Origin of the sequence: Rothia sp. HSID18069, from assembly GCF_003989155.1 — a bacterium.
GTDB lineage: Bacteria > Actinomycetota > Actinomycetes > Actinomycetales > Micrococcaceae > Rothia > Rothia aeria.
Genome location: NZ_RBMG01000002.1, coordinates 143,006 through 161,958 on the forward strand (window position 1 = coordinate 143,006; position 18,953 = coordinate 161,958).

An 18,953-nucleotide genomic window follows, 5' to 3' on the forward strand; every position below is an offset into this window, starting at 1 on the left:
ACCGGCGGCGCTTGGGGTAAGCACCGCCGGTTGAACATCTTATTTAGTTATCGCTAAAGATGCTTGCCAGGTACATGAGGATACGCAGGATCTCAATGTACAGCCACACCAGGGAGGCGGTCAGGCCGAAAGCCAAACGCCACGACTCACGCTCGGGCAGGCCCGCCTCAACAGCCTCAGTGGTGTTAGTGAAATCAAGCACCAGCGAGTACGATGCCAGAGCCACGCCAAACACGCCCACGATGAGCCCCAGCGGCAGGCCAGCAACGCTGGTGTTCATGAGGGAGGTGTGTGTAAAGAGCGAGACACCCCACGAGACAACGAAGAACGCCAGGTACCCCAGCGAAGCGCCCAAGAAGATCTTGGTGAGTTTAGGGGTGGCCCGAATCTTGCCGTTTGCAAACAGTGCCAGAAGCGTGCCAAACACCACGACGGTGGCAATCACAGCCTGAAGAGCGATACCCGGGTACCGCGCATTGAGCAGGCCGGAAAGACCGCCAAGGAGCAGGCCCTCAGCTAAAGCGTATGCCAGCACCAAAACCGGCGACACCTTACGCTTGAAACCGTTAACCAGCCCAAGAACCAGACCACCGATAAGGCCCACAACCAGGAGAATGGGCATATACCAGCCCACCGCTGCACCAAGCACCACGACGGCCAGGCTCAGCCCGGTCTTCATGATGACATCGTTCATGGTCAGGCGTTCGCCCTCAATAACCGGGCTGTAGCCCGGCTGCTGAGCGTACTGCTGATCGTATCCTGGCTGGTTCTGGTATTCAGGCTGGCCGTACCCCTGCGGGTAGCCGCCCTGGTACTGCTGGGGTTCGCTGGAGTACTGTGCCCCGTACGGGTTCTGCTGGTACTGGCCCTGCGGGTACTGGTTCTGCTGCGCAGCTTGCCCACCGGCACCAAAACGGCCAAAACGGGGGTCACCGCCCTGCCGGTTTTTCTTAATGATTGAGTTAATGAACGGGTTACCCGCCATGTTCTTCCCTCCGGTAAATATAGATTTTTTCCATTTTACCTAAAGAATCTACCAATAGCTTCCCCGAAGTTACCAGATAGTACGTTCTGGGCGAATTCATAGAGAATAATAGGGTTCACCTCTCAAAAGGCGGAGTCATTCCAAAAAATAATGCTCATAGCCTGGGAGCCTGAGGCAGACCCTGCGCATCTAAAACATCGAGCAGCTTTTCGCAGTAGGTCAGCACAGCACCGTCATTATGCGAGCCGATGACCTCATCGGCTACCGCCCGCAGCGCCTGTGATGCGTGCCCCATCGCCACCCCTGTACCAGCAAAAGCCAGCATCTCACGGTCATTATCGCCATCACCAAAGGCTAGAACTTCCTGCGGATGTACGTTCAGACGCTCGCATAGATCACGCAGACCCCCGGCTTTATTCACTCCCTCACGCACTAGATCAATGGCACCAAAGCCACTGGCCAGAGGGATAACCTGAGGCGGCAGCTCACGCTGAAGAGTCTCAAGCACACTGTAGGTATCAGCCCGAACAGTCTGCACCGAGATTTTAATAAGTTCTCCACGCACTTGAGAGTAGTCGGTGATGCGCTCGGCACTCGGGTAGAACATGAGAACAAAAGAATAGGGGTCAAGCCCCTGCGGAACCGGCTGACCTTGAGCAGCAAAATAGTCCTGCACAATACTGGTGACAGCGCCCTGCCGGTTGTGCGGTATAAAAATACCCTCAGTTGTACAAAGAACCACGCCAATCTGCGGCAGGGTATCCAGCACCTCATACACATGCGGTACATCTGCCTCTTTGAAAGGGTGAACGGCCAGCTCTCCCGAATCATCGGCAAGGTAGGCGCCATTCTCAGCAATATAGATAATGCCCCGGTTCTCAAACCCTTTCATATAGTCGGTGAGTTTGGTGTATGTGTTACCGCTGGCCACCACAAAATAGATACCGTGTGCCTGCAAGCGAGGCAGAATACGTTCAAACCGGTCGGTGTCGAAGGTTTTAGCGTCCGTCAGGAAAGTGCCGTCCATATCAACAGCAATTAGACGCGGGGTGACTCTGGGGTTCGCGGACGAGGAGGCAGCAAAGATTTCGGGCATACTAGTTCTTCCGTTCCATGAAGGGTGGATAAGTTTAAGGCTCTCATATCACCACCACCAACGGCTAATAGCGGCGATACCAAAACCCGGTGCTTTTACCCTGTTTCTTACATGCCTGCAGGGAGTCTCACCCCGCCCCTGGACCCCCGCGTAAAACATACATATAAACCGTTTCTCGCCGATGAAGAAAGCTACCATCAGAACTTTAGCCCGCTAAAAACATCCCGTTTCGTCATTTGTGCACCGCTGCTTTATACGCACTCCCCACTACGGTACTCATGCGTGTTCAGATACACTCAAAATAGCTTCCGCATGTGACCGAATTCGCCGGTGGGGCCGGGGTCGGTTTTATATAATATATGTGGATGTTTTAGCACCGATACGTTGTTGTATCACCCGATAACTCACGCAGGTGCGAACGGCATCCAGCTCACTCTCACTCAATAGCTCACTCACTCAAGGAAAACTTATGCCTGCGCGCTTTCGCCGCACACAAAAACCGGCCACTATAGCCATATCTTCATTCGCTGTAGTATGTGCACTGATACTAAGCGGGTGTTCCACCGAAACTGTCACAGTGGAGGGACCCACAGCATCAAGCGCTTCACCCACTGCAGCAAGTACCCACAACCAGTTATCTTCACCCAGCAGCACCCCCTATGTCAGCCCAGCCGCTGCCTTTGAAACCCAGGAAGAGGACGCCGAAGAGCAGACGCACGATACCGGAATTTCTCCCGAGCAGGAAGCCAACCCCGTAACCGCACTGCCAGCTGCGAATGTATCGGATGCAGCCAGCGCCTTAACAACCCTGCAGTCCCTACCGGTCAAGGGCCGCGCACCCAAAACCGGGTATTCGCGGGATCAGTTCGGGCATGCCTGGACAGACACCGACCGTAACGGGTGCGATACCCGCAACGATATTCTGCGCCGCGATCTGTACGAGGTGACGGTTAAACCAGGAACACGCGCCTGCACAGTGCTCAGCGGCACCCTGGAGGATCCATATACGGGGGTGAGTATCCACTTTAGACGCGGAAAAGACACCTCCCGCGCGGTGCAGATCGATCACGTGGTAGCCCTGTCTGACGCGTGGCAGACTGGCGCGCAAGAGCTGTCGAAGCAGCAGCGCATTGAGCTCGCCAATGACCCCGATAATCTGCTCGCTGTAGATGGGGCGGCTAACCAGCAGAAGAGCGATGCGGACGCGGCTACCTGGCTGCCAGCTAATAAGGCGTACCGGTGCATCTATGTGGAGAAGCAGGTGCGCATTAAGGCGAAGTATGGGCTGTGGGTTAAGGCAGCCGAAAAGGAAGCAATGGTACGGGTGCTCAATGACTGTGTGAGCTCGGAAAACTCAGGCACCATTGAGCACACTCCCGCGGCCTCCCCTATTACTGAGCCCACGCGGGGTACGCCGCAGGCTCGGGTGCAAGCGCCTACACAGGAACCCGATTCTGCAGGAACGTATTACAAGACCTGTGCGGAGGCGCAGGCTGCCGGGGCAGCTCCTATTCGGCGTGGACAGCCGGGATACCGGGCGGCGCTGGATCGAGATGGTGATGGTGTGGCCTGTGAGGTGACAACGAAACACTAAAGTACCGGCTGCTTCTTTGGTGCGTGTATGAACCGACCTCTCATGAGTGACTATTCATGAAATGTCATGCTTCTTCATACACGCACCATTTTTGAGAGGCACATCACACTAAACCTGTGATTTAGCTGTGAATAAGCTGTATCCAGAGGCCTTTCTTTCATATTTACTTGATAAAGAAAGTAAATTTCTGGCAAGGTACTCTCATGACTAAAGACAGCACTGCATCACTCGGTCTTCTTATTTTCCGCCTAGCACTAGGCTTCACATTCATCATGCACGGCTTCCAAAAAGCCTTCCTCAATGGGCCCACCGCGCAAGGAGCAATCTTCGCCAAAATGGGTATTCCAGCCCCCGAATTATCGGCCTACTTCACTATTGGCGCCGAACTCATCGGCGGTATTATGCTGCTGCTGGGTATCGGAACACGCATCGCAGCAGCAGCCATCACCATCGCCATGGCGGGCGCCTACATCTTTGTTCACGTCAATGCCCCCTTCATCATCGACCCGAAAACCGGAGCCGGTTTTGAGTACGTCTTTGTACTGGGCATGGCGGCCATTATGTTTATCCTCGTCGGCGGCGGCAAATACTCCATTGATGCGCTCCTGCCCCACCGCGGCACCAAGAAGAGCTAGCCCCCTTTAAGCCGGGTGCGCCAAGGCACACCCACCAACCTTCACAAACCACTTTTATTACCTAAAAGCGCCCTGCCGCTCACCGCTGGCAGGGCGCTGCTATGCCTCCAAAGCGTATACAAGAGGCCTGGTGATACGACAAGCATCCCAGTATATCTTGACCGGGCAGAAACTGATTCATAAAGACGGCTCAGGTCAGGCCCCGACCGGGTACAGCAAAGCCCCACACGTTACGGTAAACCGCGGTACGTGTGGGGCTTATGTGCTGCATAGTAGCAGTGCCCCCAGTGGGACTCGAACCCACACTGGGCAGATTTTAAGTCTGCTGCCTCTGCCAATTGGGCTATAGGGGCCTGAACCGGCCCTCACTACTTTCGCACGAAGTGAGGGCCAGTATCAAATCCTAGGCGCCGAAAACCGTATTAGAGGTGGGCCTTCGTCTTTGCCGGGGCGGTACCGGTTGCCTCCTGGAACGCCAGGCGCGGGGTGCGCTGGCGGCGGATCGTAGTGGTATCACGGCCAAAGAGCTGGTTGAGTGCCCAAGTAGTCATAACACGCACAGTACGCTCAGTCGTAGGGATTGCAGAACCGTGGTAGCCGCGGTGCATAATCCACGCCAACGGACCGGCGAAGGTCTTACCCTTAAAGTTCGCCACGCCCTTCCACAGGCCCAGACCAGCCACCACACCGATCGTCTCGTGGTAGTAGTCGGTCAGCGGCTCACCGCGCCGGGCCGCCAGAATGTTCTTAGCCAGCACCAGTGCCTGGCGGGAGGCATGCTGCGCGTTCGGCACGCAGAAACCGCCCACACCGCCGCCGGAGAGGTCAGGCACGGCGGCGTTATCACCAGCAGCCCAAGCGCCCTCAACCACACCAGCGTCCCCGGCAACACGCAGGTCTGCGTTCACACGCACACGGCCGCGCTCATCAATCGGGAAGTCGGTGTTCTTCAGCATCGGGGAAGCCGCAACGCCGGCGGTCCAAATCAAAGTATCGGTATCGATCTCACCAGCGGGAGACTTATCAGCCATATTAATCAGCTGCAGGTTACCGCCGGTAGCATCCGAGAGGGAGGTATTGAGCAGAATCTCAATGCCGCGGGCCCTCAGCTCGGCCACAACCTTCTCAGCGCGGTCTTCAGGTACCTCGGGCATAATGCGTGGGGCTGCCTCAATCATCACAAAGCGCAGGTCTGAGGGGGTCAGGCGGTCATTACGGTTGACCGCTTCACGCGCCATATCCTCAAGCTCAGAAATGGTCTCAACACCGGCGAAACCACCACCGACAATAACGAACGTCAGGGCGCGGCGGCGAGCATCCGCGTCCTCAAGAACGGAGGCAACCTCAATACGCTCCAGCACCCAGTTACGCACCGAAACGGCCTCTTCAACGGTCTTCATACCGATAGCGACCTCAGCCAAGCCGGGAATCGGGAAAGCACGAGTGACAGAACCAGCACCAAGAATAATCTCGTCATACTGCAGCTCGAACGGTTCACCACTATCAATGGGCTCAACTACAGCGGTTCGCGCCGCATGGTTCACAGAAACCACAAGGCCGGGAATGATCTCAGTATCACGCAGATGCTGACGCAGGGGAACAGTTGCGTTACGACCCTCCATTGAACCTGCAGCGACCTCGGGCAGGAACGGCTGGTAAGTCATGTAGGGGTTAGGCTCAACGATGGTCACTACCCCGCCGGTGGCTTTGACCGCCTTCTGAATCTTCTTCGCCACGGTGAAGCCGACGTAGCCGCCACCGACAATGAGGATACGCGGACGATCCTGAGCCAACTTAGTGAATGCCATATTATGCTACTTCCTAGGTTATATTCTGCCGCCGCGCGCAGGCGGGCTGGCTACGAAAAGACCCCGTACGTCACGCCGCATAGCGCATCGCACGAGACAAGCCAAAAACACATGCACCTAACAGCGCAGGATCACAACACAGAACCTGCGGGTGTACGTATTTTGCACTCTGTACTTACCTATCATTCTACGCGGTTGATAAGGTGAACACACACTTTATGAACCTGTAATAAACGGCAAATCGAAAAAATTATGACGACTTTTAGTTCTCATCCCGCACATGCGGCCGACGCACATGCCGGTGCATCTTATGCAGACGGTGCACCGTGAAGCTGGTAATCGCCAATAACCACAGCGCCAGCCCGCCCACAATCAGCGGCGGAACAACACCCGAATCTTCAGGAGGCACACTCGGTTCAGGCACCTTAGCCTGGGGAATATTCTCCCCATCCTCGTGCACCGGTTCGGAGCCCGTCGGCTCCGGGGCGCTCACCTCCTGCTTGCGATGGATCGCAATCCAGTTACTAATCGACCCCAGGGGGTTCTCCGCAGCATTCGACGACGTACTCTGTGCGAGCGCCGCCGTAGGGTTAATAATGCCGAACCCGTACAACGGGTCACGGCCAGCAGGCCCGGCATCATCGGCGCTGGTAATAATGCGCTGAATAATCTGGGCGGCCGAAAGCTCAGGGTATTTCGCTTTAATGAGCGCAGCCAAACCCGACACCAGCGGCGCAGAAGCCGACGACCCCGACCACAGCATGTACTTATTGTTCGGGGCCGCAGCGATCATATTCACCCCGGGCGCGGCAACAGCGATTGAAATTCCCTGAGAGGAAGAAGACCAGGATTCCCGCCGGGAGCTATCAACACTGCCAACAGTGAGCACACCCGGGATAGTAGCTGGTGCCCCCACCTGGGTGATGCCGCTGCCGCGGTTACCGGCAGAAGCCACCACCAGCACGCCTTTCTCCTCAGCGTACTTGAACGCGTCATCCCAGCTGCGTGGCCAGCTCGCCTTATTAGAGCCGATCGACAGGTTAATGATCTGCGCCCCGTTATCCACGGCGTAGCGTACCGCCTCCGGCAGCTGCTCATCAATGCTTTTACCGCCGCCGGTGCCCATGCTCAGGGATACTGGCAGGATTTTTGCCTCCGGGGCCACACCAATTATGCCGGCGGGTTTACCCGGCTGCCCGGCGATAGGGGCCACACCTGTGGTGTTGTGCCCGTGCCCGGCAATCAGGGAGGCAACCTCGGTACCGTGCATCGGCTCGGTTCCCAAACCTGTCCAGCCGTCTGAACTGCCAACGCCGGAGGCGTCATGGCCTTTCAGGACGTTCCCTTCCAGGTCAGGGTGGGTGCCGTCCACGCCGGTGTCGATCACTGCCACAGTCACTCCGCGCCCGGTGCTTTGATTCCAGAGCTCAGGGAACTTGTAATCGTTAATCCAGTACTCGCGCTGGCGCACATCATCCCCCGCGCTGGTGCTGTTTGTGGCCGCCGGTGCGGAGGCCCCAGGCGCAGTTGGGGCCGATTTCGAAGGGGTTGGGGACGCGGTTGCAGAGGAACCCGGCGTGGGGGCCGCCAAAGCCGGGTTAAACCCGCCGGAGGCAGCCACCCCAACGCTTAGGGTGAGGGAGGCGACAACGGCGAAAGCTCTGTGCGCTAACCGGCGCGGTGCCTTTGAGGCGGGAGTCTCGGCGTGTTGTGCCGCGCCCGGCCGCTGCGCATCGTGCCGCTTATTCCAGTGAGTCGCCATTGTCCCTCCCTAAATAATTAGATCTCCTTGTAAAGTATTCTGCACTCTATAACTGTGAAAGCGCAATGCCGTCAAGGATGTCATGTTCACTTACTGTTACGGAATTAATCACACCATCAGTAATCTCATTCAGACGCGTGAGGATCCTCGCATAAATAGTCACCCCAGCGCCGATCACATCCACCCGCCCGGGGTGCATATACCCCAGCTCGGCGCGCTCCTGGCGGGTCATACTACGCAGCATCTGGGCGGTACGCTGAACAGTCTCAAGAGACAATGAGGTGCCGTTAATCGCCTCGGAATCGTAGGTCTCTAAGCCCAATGCCGCCGCCGCGAGAGTGGTCGCGGTACCGGCAACCGCCACAGCGCGGGTGGCGGTGCTCAACGGCACAGAGCTCACAACGGTTTCGATGGCGGCGTCCGTATCGGCCTCAACCCGCCGCACCTGCTCATCGGTGACTGGCGCGGACACCATATGCCGCTCGGTCAGGCGCACACACCCCACGTTCACGCTTCGGGAGGAAATCACCTTAGCCTCAGCTCCCCTGCCGCCGCCCAGCACGAATTCAGTAGAGCCACCGCCTAGGTCAAACACCAGCGTGTTCTTATCCCCCGCACCAACGGCACGCATCGCACCCGCGAATGAGAGTGAGGCCTCCTCAGTGCCGCTAATCACCTCGGGCTCAATACCCAAGATCTGCTGAATACCCTCCATAAAAACCTTACGGTTACCGGCATCACGGGTGGCACTGGTCGCCACGAACCGCACCCGGTCTGCACCGTGCTCCTTAAGCAACTGAGCGTACTCTCTGGCGGCTTCAAAAGTGCGGTCCAGCGCCTCCTGCGCCAACCAGCCGGTGGCGTCCACCCCTTGGCCCAGCCGCACGATGCGCATCTGCCGTACCACATCCTTCAGGCGGGTGGTTTCCTTGCCGTTTTCATCAGTTTCGACGACTGCGTCCGCGATCAGCAGGCGGATCGAGTTCGTGCCACAGTCTATAGCGCCAATGCGCATCTCAGGCTCCAATCTAGGTTTTGCCGGGTTTGAGCGTTGCAGGTGGTATGCACAGCAGCTGACAGCTAATCAGCGTGCCGCCACGCGGGGTCGCAGGCACACGTATCGGGGGTCCACCACGGGGAGATCGCATCCAAAGCCCTATCCCCCATCGGGTTCACCCCGCGCCCCACCGAAAGAGTATGGCCGATGACGGCGTGCAGACACTTGACGCGGGTGGGCATACCCCCCGCCGAAATCCCATCAATCTCCGGGACCTCGTCGGTGCCGCTAATAATGCGGATACGCTCACGCTCGGCCAGATAATTCTCATGCGCGGCACGGTACTGCTGCGCCAGCTGCGGGTTCTGCGCCAATTCATCAGTCATCTCGTACATGAGACCGCCAGCCTCCAGCCGGGAGGCCGCCGCAGTAATGACCGGGTGGGCCAGGTAGAACACGGTCGGGAATGGGGTGCCGTTTGCTAATCGCGGGGCGGTGGCCGCCACCAGCGGGTTACCGCACACGCACCGTGCCGGAACCTCAACCACATCCCGCACTTTACGGCCCAGCTGGGCCGATAGCACCCGCACATCCTGCTCGGTGGGGACGAGGGTCTGAACCGTCACCCCAACCCCTTCAGGGACACGGTTCATCAGGTCTTCTTTAGTGCTCATTTATCCTCAATACTAAAAATCTACTGCCGCTTCTTCTGTGCACCCTGCGGGTTCTCCACCGAGTTCCACATCTTATTCGTCCACGAATCGTCGGGGGCGTTTTTCGCCGAGGCAGAGGTGTCGTCCACCTGCGTGTTATTCGAGTCAATGCCGGTCACCGCATATGGGGTGTCTCCCTCATTCACGTAGAACAGCCTGCTGCGGGCCTGCTGACGCACGTAGTTCTCGTCATCCCACCAGGTTTTCTCAACCTTCAGCTGGGCGTTCTCCCGCTGCAGCTGCGAGATGTGTTCACGGGTTGATTCGATCTCCCGCAGCTGCGTGAAATAGTTATTAAGCGTCGGGTAGGTTCCCACCAGCAGGGCAACCACAATAATCGCCCCCACCAGGAACTGACCCGAAAAACCGCGCGCAGCAATTGGCGTCAGCTCATCCGGGTCTTGGTCGCTGCTGCCCTCACGGATCATACGCCTCTGGCGTGCTAACTGCGGGCTTTCCTTACCGCGCCGCGGAGAACGGCCCGCCCCAATGACGGCGCTGGTGAGGGTGCCTACCGTGCTGGGAGACCGCTGCGTGTCCTGCTGCTCCTGCTTATTCCGGGAGGTTCCTGCTCCCTTCGCCTGAGACGACTTGGTGCGTTTACGCAGTCCACGGTTTTTCGGGGTGTCGGGTGTTTGGGCGGAACGGGACGGCCGGTTTTTCGCCGCGTGTTGACGTGCCCCAGCGGGGCGTCGTGTGCCCCGAGAAGCCGAGGCAGCTGAATCCTTCTGTCGGTCCCGTTCTGACATTGCTCTCTCCCTTCACCGCGCTGACCGTAACCATTCTATTCTACCGGCGGGCACCGCATCCTGTACCCGCCGCTACGTGCATTAACCGTGCAGGCAACGGCGGAGGGTGGCCACCCCGCACGGGGAATAGCCACCCTCTTACTACATGAGCCTATAAGCTACCGAGCACTTATGCTTTCTTGAAGCGGGGGAATGCTGACTTGCCGGCGTAAACAGCAGCATCGCCCAGCTCTTCCTCAATGCGCAGCAGCTGGTTGTACTTGGCCACACGCTCGGAACGTGCGGGTGCACCGGTCTTGATCTGACCCGCGTTAGTTGCCACAGCGAGGTCGGCAATGGTGACGTCCTCAGTCTCACCGGAACGGTGGGAAACCATGCAGCGGTATTCGCTGCGCTGTGCCAACTCCATAGCGTCCAGGGTCTCGGTGAGCGAACCGATCTGGTTGACCTTCACCAGCAGAGCGTTTGCCGCCCCCTCATTGATGCCCTTCTCAAGGCGCTCGGGGTTGGTCACGAACAGGTCGTCACCGACGATCTGAACCTTCTCACCGATCTGCTCGGTCAGGGTCTTGTAGCCTGCCCAGTCGTTCTCATCCAGCGGGTCCTCAATGGAAACCAGCGGGTACTTCGCCACAAGATCAGCGTAGTATGCGCTCATCTCTTCGGCGGACTTCTTCTTACCTTCAAACTCGTAGGCGCCGTCGTTGTAGAACTCGGAGGATGCCACATCCAGTGCGAGAGCAACCTGCTCGCCGGGCTTGTAGCCAGCCTTCTCGATTGCCTCAATAATGAGGTCAAGGGCCGCAGCGTTGGACTCAAGGTTCGGTGCGAAACCGCCCTCATCGCCCAGACCGGTGGAGAGGCCACGGTCGTGCAGCACGGACTTGAGCGAGTGGTAGACCTCGACACCGGCGCGCAGCGCATCCGAGTAGTTCTCGAAACCGATGGGAGCAATCATGAACTCCTGAATATCAACGTTGGAGTCTGCGTGAGAACCACCGTTGAGGATGTTCATCATGGGAACGGGAAGCACGTGGGCGTTGGGCCCGCCCAGGTACTTGTAGAGGGGAAGGTCTGCGGACTCTGCGGCAGCCTTAGCAACGGCCAGAGAAACGCCCAGAATTGCGTTAGCGCCCAGCTTACCCTTGTTGTTGGTGGCGTCCAGAGCAATCATGGCCCGATCGACGGTGCGCTGATCGGCGGCGTCGATACCGATAATTTCTTCCGAGATCTCTTCAATAACAGACTTGACAGCACCCAGAACGCCCTTGCCCAAGTATACGGACTTGTCGCCATCGCGGCGCTCAACCGCTTCCCACTCACCGGTGGATGCGCCCGAAGGCACAGCAGCGCGTGCGAAAGCGCCGTCTTCGAGCAGAACCTCAACCTCAACGGTCGGGTTGCCGCGGGAATCTAGAATCTGTCGGGCGTGAACAGCGGTAATAACAGCCATGAAAATGCTCCTTGAAAATGTAAAGGATGTGGACGGCTCACTCGGCGTCAACGCCCGGGATAGGCGCGGCCTGCTCAAGTCGTATACAACTAAAATTTTAGCAAAACTCCCACATAAACACACCGGTTACAACAGGAATTTTTGCGATTCATGAAGGTATCCAACACCTTTAGTGGGGGGTACGTTGCAGAAAGTGCTCATGGCAGCACAGAACAACCCGCCGCTGCCGCTTACGCGGCGCAGACGGGTCGTTCGCTCTACCACAGTCTACGAATTGTATTCAATGAACTTACGGGTGTAGGTACGCAGGGCGCGTTCCGCCTCCAGCCCATTCTGCCGTGCGCGGCACACCAGGGAGAAAAGCAGCTCACCAAAATCTTCTTCACTATAGGTAAACGGAAGATCGTCGTCTAAGGAGGTAGGCTCGGGCGGCAACACAATATCGGCCTTGCGAGCCTTAGCAATCGCCTTCGCCGCTAAGGCCAGCGCAGGCAGATGAGGAGGAATGCCGTCAAGCGGACCCCGATCGGATTTCTCCTTCTTCTTAAGCTCATCCCAGAAAACCTGCTGCTCGGCGGCGGTCATCCGGGACTCGCCCGAAGAATCACCGAAAACATTCGGGTGCCGATCGTGAAGTTTTGTGTCCAGGCCCTCGATCACCTGCGCAATCGTAAAGCCGCCCGGTTCTGAGGCCGCAATATCGGCGTGGAAGAGAACCTGAAGCAGAACATCGCCCAGCTCTTCACGTAAAAGCTGCAGGTTTGTGCCTTCGGGTGCTTCGACAGCCTCCACAACCTCATAGGATTCCTCAATCAGGAACCGGATGAGGGACTGATGAGTCTGCTCGGCATCCCAGGGACACCCGCCGGGCGCGCGCAGGGTCGCCATCGTGTGCACTAAACGCTCGAAGGCTCTCCCCGCACGTGCGGCAACCTCAGCTACGTCCTTCTCGGACGCTTTATCTTCATTCACAGGCAGATTCTCCTATAGATTTCAGTGGGTGTTACAGATTCCAGTGCGCCAGCGCAGCCGCCATATGCGCAGGAATCCTGGCGCCAAGGCGCGGGAACATGCGCAGCTCCTCCACATAACGCTCCGCCTCAAGCTGGCGCGGATACCGCACAAACGCCTGTTCACTCGAATAATCAAACGCCGCCTGTACCGGAACCCCCGGGGTGAACGTGAGACTAATCGCCAGCGGCGACCCCTCACCCTCACTATACGAATCGGTCTTCAGCCGCGGAATATCCAGAGTCTCCTCAGGAACCAAGTCGAAGGTGCGCACTTGCTCCCAGAACCCGTTACGGCGCACATGCGTCAGGGCGTCATAGTACGAGCCAAGGGCACGCACACGAATCAGCACCGTAGTGGCATCCGTAGCCGTGCCGCCCTCACCGAACAGGGCCTCAACCACGGGAGCCAAACGATGCGCCACCTGCGCCTCGGTGAGAGTCAGGTTCCCCTCGGCGAGCTTCGTATCGGAGAGCACACTCACATCTGCGGCAGGCTGTACGGTGGGGGTATCCGGATCAGCGCAGACCGTGGGCGTATCGGGATCCGAGCACGTGGACTCAGGCTTTTGCTCCGTCTCCGTCTCAGCAGCAGTCTGCTGCACGGGAGCCAGTAAAGACTCCTTCTCAACCGCAGGTACCAGCTCCTCATCATCCACATGCTCGGGAAGTTCAGGGCCGCGATGGGCCGCGCCCTCGCTGGCTGCGGCAGTCACAGTATCCAAGTCCGCAGCGCCCGTCATGGGGGCCTGTGCTTCAGGATCAACAGTATGGTCCGCTTCGGTACCAGCATCACCGGTATCCGCTGCGCGGGTGAAAGCGGCAGCATCGACAAGATTCGTCGTGTGCGCATCGGCGGGGCGTAAGAACCCGGCGGCGGCCTCAGCTGAAGCATCATTTGCCGCAACAGCAGAGGTAACATTCACAATCTTGCTGGAACCAGCGGCAGTGTTTTCCTTATCCTTCTCCCCTGCCGCGGTGTCCTCAGGCTCGTCCTGCTGCCAAGAGGCGTCGGCAGAGACTGCGGGCAGAGGGCCGGTATCGTCGTTAACTGCCGCACCGTCGTCAGGGGCCTGCACCGGCTCGTCCTCGCCCAGGTCAGGGGCCGCAGCACCTTCATTGAGGGCGGCAACCGTCTCGTGCACCGTTGGGGCGGGGGCACTGTCCTCCACAGAATCCTCAGCGAGAGGTGCTTGAGCTTGCGGCTTCTGAAGTTTATTTTCGGCGCTGGCCACAATCGCCGCGAGCGCAGCGGCCATCCCATCAATGTCTTCCTCTTCGGCCCCGGAGTCTGCGGCTTCAGAGGTGTTCTCAGCTTCAGCGGTGGTGTCAGTGTGCGGAGCTAGACTCTGTGCGGTAAGGCTGGCGTGGCCCGCCTGACCCGGCTTGTTGCTGCCCCCAGACGTGTCGGTATCGGTGGTGGCTGCAATACTGTCTTCCTCGGTGCCGTCCAGCTTGGCATTATCCAGCTCGGTGTCGTCCAGCTCGGCGCTGTCCTGTTGCGTGTCTTGACGGGAAACATCCTCCCCGGGGAGGTCCTCGGTGAGGGAGCCCGCAGGATCTTCGGTGGAGAGCACAGAATCTTCGGCTGCAGGCTGAGGCATTTCATCACGCTCGGAAGCCTCGCTCAGCAGCTCCTTAGCCTCATCAGGCTCATCGCTGCCTTCATCTGCCTTGACCAGGTTGAGGGGGTGTCCACCCAGCGGCAGAGGCTCATCCTGGGTGTTTTCACGGAGCGCGGTCTCCTGCTCTTCCGGCGCCTGAGTCTCATCAAGGCCCGGCAGAGGCGCAGCGCCTGTCGTTTCGTTCAATACCTCATCATGCGTAGGCTCTGCCTTATCGGCGGTTTCAAAGCCATCCTGCGTCTTCTCGCCGGGTGCTTCGTCCTGCTCGCTTTCGGTGTTGGTGCGCATCAGCGGGTCAGCGTCGTAGTCGTGTGTCGGTTCAGGGGCGGCACCGGGTTCGGTGCCCTCCGCAAAGGCCGTGGCGGGTGCTGCCTCCGCTATAGTGTCCGCAGCGTCGCTGTCCTGTTCCGTTGCCGGGAAAATATAGTTCTTATCCCAGTTCGTGGAGTCCGCAGCGCTCATGTATGAGGCCTGCACCGCCACACGCCCGCCCAGGCTGGGGCTGGCCGCCACGAGGGCGCGGGTCCACACCGTACCCGAATCCTGTGCCGCAACATAAAGCGCCGCTACAGAATCGAACCAGATGGTTCCGGGCACTACGACGCCCTTTTCAATCTCATCCCCCTGGTAGTACAGGCGGTAGTTCATATCGTCATTAACCTGGTGCAGGTCAAAGGTGAGCTGCCCATGACCGTGCTCACGCATGGTCTCAATAAGCGTGTAGAGCGGGTTGTCAGGAGTCAGCACTTCAGCATCAGGAGCATCAAATATCGGCTCAGGTGCGTGATGCGTGTCGTCACTGGTGCCGCTAAGACCCGCAGAGTCTGCTACAGCCGCAGACGCGCCTGTTGTTGCGGCCACGGCAGCAGGCTCAGGGGTGGGGGTGCTGCTTAACGGGTCTGCACCAGCAGCCTCAGCGGTTGAGCCTTCCGGGGTTCGGGTGTCTTCTTCGTGAGGTTCAGCATCATCATGATGCAGTTCCCGCGATTCTTCCTCAACGCTCGCTACGGGGCTCTCACTGGGCTTCTTGAGGGAGTTCTGAATCGGGGCAAACTCAATCATGGGGACTTCCTCGAACCGCTCAACCTCATTCTCCGGGCGCGCCGAACGATGATTGTCCACGGCTCCCTCAGGGGCCTCGGCGGGGCTATCCGATGCGTTAAAGGCAACTTCATCGGCGATGCTGGGGCTCTGGTGTGCTGCGCCTGTACCAGCTACTGATTCCTGCCCTGCAGGCACATAGTGCTCGATGTCTTCGGGGTTGTTCTCACTATCGTCCGCCTCAGCAACCTGCCCGGTATCGGTTGTTTCTTGCACCGAAGCCCCCGTATCTTGAGCCGAGATAACCGGCAGCGCCCCCGCGTACGTCTCAGGTTCCGTTACGGTGGTGTGGGCGTCTTCTTCCGGGGTGTCGGGCAGGTGCAGCAGCACCGTCTCGTCGGTGACCAGCTCAATCTTCTGCTCGGGGTCGTTCTCATCGTTAGTTAGCCCGAGACGGGTCATATAGTCTTTTACGCGCGCCTGACGGGTCTCTTCGTCTTCGTCCTCATCATCGTAGTCTTCGTCTTCGTCCTCATAGTCGTCTTCGTACTCAGCTGAGGCGTCGTATCCCTCATCATCGTAGGGGTCCTGGGCGGGCGCATCGTCAGTGTCGTAGCCGTCGTCTTCGGGTTCCTGCGTTTGGGTGTTGGATTCGCTGGTTGTGGCTTCTAGTTCCTGTTCCTCAGCGCCGGGGTGCACCAGGTTCGCGCTGTCGGTGGAGTCCTGGTCGTGTTCTTCGAAGAAGTCTTCAGATGCAGCGGTGTGGCGTGCGTTTTCTTCGACAACACGCTGACCCTGGGACCGCTGGCTTTCGGTGCGCACAAATTTCCGGAGGGATTCCTCCCACTGCTGCTGTTCCATCACTTTTTCGCTCAGGCTTCGCTCTTCCGCCTCCGCTGCGGCTGCTTCTTCAGCTGCGCGCACCTGTGCTTCCCATTTTTTCTTGCCGATTCCAAAGATTCCCACTGTGGTCCCCTCCACTAGTTCTTGTCGGCGCTCCCGGCGGACACGGCGAGAGCTGAGTGTGTCTGGTGTGTCTGCATCCCATTCTATCGCCTACCCGGTATATCAGGGCCGCAGAAATGCGGGTGAACCGCCGTATTTCTGCGGGTAAAACCGCTCAATGGTGCGGCACATGCCGTTTATGAGGCACGCCCGGGTGGGATTTTATACAATAAATGGAATACCTAAACCATACCTGGAGTACCCGCCTCCATGCACACCGAAGCAAATTTGACAGTGTGTTCATCACTATGGAAAGCGCAAAAACCGCCTCACGATTGTTATTCAGCATAATGACGGTCGGGCAACTGCCTGAAGCTATTCTCAAAACCGGTAAGTTTTCATTGTCTTTAGACTAGAGCTGAGAAAAGGGCGCCTCGCAGCTTTGCCTACTCACGTAGTTGAGCGTGTAAACACTTTAGTTCCTTACGGGCCAAGTGTCTGATCTCAAGATCATCATATCCTTGGGGCATGTACCATTTGGCAGGGTTTTGAGAATCTCTTGCTACATGGGGCCAGCATCTTCTGCCACACCCATGCTCATTCATCGCACTCCCGCACATTGCAGATCCACTACCTGCGGCACTTATGATACGTTCTGCTATTACCGTGCTGTCACTATCACGATCCTTAAATAGTTCACCTTTATCACGCGGGAAAATAGCAAAAAGCTAACTGGTCAATTCACCCTCTTAATAAAAACTCGGGTAGCTCTGACACATCCCATGCTTATTCAGTAATATTCTCTGCACCCATTACCCCCTTCATATGAGAGTCCATAAGACGAACATGCCGCCCTATCCGGGCTCAACATATATCTGCGCAGGTCACTTGTGGATTCCTGCCCGGTGCATGTGCAGAAGCCTATCCTCTAACAGATAACCCTCATAGCGCCAGGGTATTTTACAATACCAGTTTTAATTATAATGAATTATTGATAAACATGTATCAATGTCAGCAATTAGTTTAATGTGTTCAGCATTTAAGTAAAGATGAGCATTTTCTCCGCCGCTCCCCCGAGTATATATAATAATCTCTTGAGTAAAATTAAATTCATTAAATATTTTTAAATAATTTATTTTTCGGCGCAAGGCAAAGCTCATCATAAAATATAATTAACCGCAATTATTTTCTGATATGTTCTTGGTTCCGTGAGAGAATCCAGTGGGGCATCCTCACCGTTAAAACGCCCGCCCACTAGGACAAGTGGATATACTCTACCGGGCCTCATCCCGTACCGGGTTTGCGGCCTTCGCGGCTTTTGCCAGCTCAAAACGCACCGCACGCAAAGCGGTCGCAGCCATCACCCGCACGCCCACGCCGATAGCGCGCTCATCGGGGTTGTAATCCCCCTGATGCAGGTCATATGTCGGGTCTTCAGGGGCGCGGGTACCCAGCCGGAACATTGAGCCCGGAACTTCCTGCAGCATCCAGGCGAAGTCCTCTCCGCCCATAGACTGCTCCACCAGCACGATTGAGTCCTCCCCCAGTTCAGCCCGGGCGGCGTTCTCAATCATGGTCGTCTCGGTGTCGGTGTTCACCACCGGCGGCACCCCACGAATATGCTCCACCCGGGCGTTCACCCCGAAAGGCACCGCGACCTGCTCAATCACCTCATCCAGCAGCTGCCCGGCGTGGCGCCACACCTCAACGTCTAGGCAGCGCATAGTTCCCGCCAAATACCCTTCAGCGGGGATGGCGTTTGGGGCCACCCCAGCGTTCACCTGCCCCCAGGCGACCAGCACCCCCGAACGCACATCGGTGCGGCGAGTCAGCACTGCGGGCACCTGCACCGCGATCTGACTCATCGCGTAGATCAAATCCTCCGTCAGATGCGGCCGTGAAGTGTGCCCGCCGTGGCCGCTCAAATGAATTTTGATCGTATCCGAGGCGCTGGTGATCGCCCCGATACGTGTGCCGATCTGCCCCAAATCAACTTTCGGGTCGCAGTGCAGGGCAAAAGCGCGCGGCACGCCCCGCAGCAGACCCTGGTCGATCATCTGCACCGCACCACCCGGCAGCTGCTCCTCGGCAGGCTGAAATAGGATGCGCACGCTGCGGCCCAGCGGGGTGCGCTCGTTCAGTTCGTGCAGCGCAAGCGCCACCCCGAGCATAATCGTCTGGTGAATATCGTGCCCGCAGGCGTGCATCACTCCCGGCACGGCTGAGGCATACTCCAAGCCCGTCTGTTCCTCAATGGGCAGGGCGTCAATATCGGCTCGCAGCGCTAAGGCGAACGGGCCGTTGCCGATGTCCACATAGCAGCCGGTTCCTTCGCACGCCACAGGGCTCATGCCCGCACCACGCAAGTGATTCATAATACGCTCGGTTGTTTTCACTTCACGGAACGAAAGCTCCGGGTTGCGGTGCACCTGCCGACGGAATTCGGTCAGGGTGGGCATCATGCGCGCAACCCACTCGTCAAACACCGGGGTTGAAAGATCGTAACGTGAATTAGCGAAAACCATACTTACTATTAAACA

Annotated in this window: 13 protein-coding genes and 1 tRNA gene; 2 read left to right on the forward strand and 12 right to left on the reverse strand. The window is 57.9% G+C overall.

The features are described 5' to 3' along the window. Positions 1–43: 43 nt before the first annotated feature. Positions 44–985: a Bax inhibitor-1/YccA family protein gene (locus D8M41_RS06485; protein ID WP_023133799.1), complete on the reverse strand. Its 942-nt coding sequence runs from the start codon at positions 983–985 to the stop codon at positions 44–46. Between the two features lie 154 nt (positions 986–1,139). Continuing rightward, a complete protein-coding gene (locus tag D8M41_RS06490) occupies positions 1,140–2,081 on the reverse strand; it encodes a Cof-type HAD-IIB family hydrolase (protein ID WP_126926619.1) in 942 nt (313 codons plus the stop codon). Between the two features lie 577 nt (positions 2,082–2,658). Between D8M41_RS06490 and D8M41_RS06495 the strand changes: the two genes are divergently transcribed. Further along, positions 2,659–3,675 (forward strand): GmrSD restriction endonuclease domain-containing protein, encoded by a 1,017-nt coding sequence (locus tag D8M41_RS06495; RefSeq protein ID WP_126926620.1) that lies wholly within the window; start codon positions 2,659–2,661, stop codon positions 3,673–3,675. Positions 3,676–3,878: 203 nt separating this feature from the next. Continuing rightward, the gene (locus D8M41_RS06500) at positions 3,879–4,310 is read left to right on the forward strand and encodes a DoxX family protein (protein WP_037232623.1); all 432 of its coding nucleotides are present in this window, start codon (positions 3,879–3,881) and stop codon (positions 4,308–4,310) included. Positions 4,311–4,589: 279 nt separating this feature from the next. On the opposite strand, the gene D8M41_RS06505 is transcribed toward D8M41_RS06500, so the two are convergent. The 10 genes from D8M41_RS06505 to D8M41_RS06550 form a co-directional block, all read right to left on the reverse strand. After that, positions 4,590–4,663 (reverse strand) — tRNA-Leu (locus D8M41_RS06505). A 69-nt stretch (positions 4,664–4,732) separates the two neighbouring features. Next, complete coding sequence (locus D8M41_RS06510; protein WP_126926621.1) at positions 4,733–6,118, reverse strand: NAD(P)/FAD-dependent oxidoreductase; 1,386 nt, start codon at positions 6,116–6,118, stop codon at positions 4,733–4,735. A gap of 262 nt (positions 6,119–6,380) precedes the next feature. After that, positions 6,381–7,880 carry a S8 family peptidase gene (locus tag D8M41_RS06515; RefSeq protein ID WP_126926622.1) on the reverse strand — a complete coding sequence of 500 codons (1,500 nt, stop codon included), beginning with the start codon at positions 7,878–7,880 and terminating at the stop codon, positions 6,381–6,383. Between the two features lie 46 nt (positions 7,881–7,926). Beyond that, entirely contained in the window at positions 7,927–8,895 is a 969-nt protein-coding gene (locus D8M41_RS06520; protein ID WP_006888100.1) for a Ppx/GppA phosphatase family protein, read from the reverse strand. Positions 8,896–8,960: 65 nt separating this feature from the next. Next, positions 8,961–9,551: a DUF501 domain-containing protein gene (locus D8M41_RS06525; RefSeq protein ID WP_023133788.1), complete on the reverse strand. Its 591-nt coding sequence runs from the start codon at positions 9,549–9,551 to the stop codon at positions 8,961–8,963. A gap of 20 nt (positions 9,552–9,571) precedes the next feature. Next, positions 9,572–10,339: an FtsB family cell division protein gene (locus tag D8M41_RS11935; RefSeq protein WP_238693484.1), complete on the reverse strand. Its 768-nt coding sequence runs from the start codon at positions 10,337–10,339 to the stop codon at positions 9,572–9,574. A 169-nt stretch (positions 10,340–10,508) separates the two neighbouring features. Further along, on the reverse strand, positions 10,509–11,792 hold the full coding sequence (gene eno / locus D8M41_RS06535; RefSeq protein ID WP_126926623.1) for a phosphopyruvate hydratase: 1,284 nt from the start codon (positions 11,790–11,792) through the stop codon (positions 10,509–10,511). A gap of 267 nt (positions 11,793–12,059) precedes the next feature. Further along, on the reverse strand, positions 12,060–12,764 hold the full coding sequence (locus D8M41_RS06540) for a MazG nucleotide pyrophosphohydrolase domain-containing protein (RefSeq protein WP_126926624.1): 705 nt from the start codon (positions 12,762–12,764) through the stop codon (positions 12,060–12,062). Between the two features lie 31 nt (positions 12,765–12,795). Continuing rightward, positions 12,796–16,434, reverse strand: a complete 3,639-nt coding sequence (locus tag D8M41_RS06545) for a hypothetical protein (RefSeq protein ID WP_126926625.1) — start codon at positions 16,432–16,434, stop codon at positions 12,796–12,798. A gap of 1,253 nt (positions 16,435–17,687) precedes the next feature. After that, positions 17,688–18,938 carry an amidohydrolase gene (locus tag D8M41_RS06550; protein ID WP_006888057.1) on the reverse strand — a complete coding sequence of 417 codons (1,251 nt, stop codon included), beginning with the start codon at positions 18,936–18,938 and terminating at the stop codon, positions 17,688–17,690. Positions 18,939–18,953 lie beyond the last annotated feature (15 nt).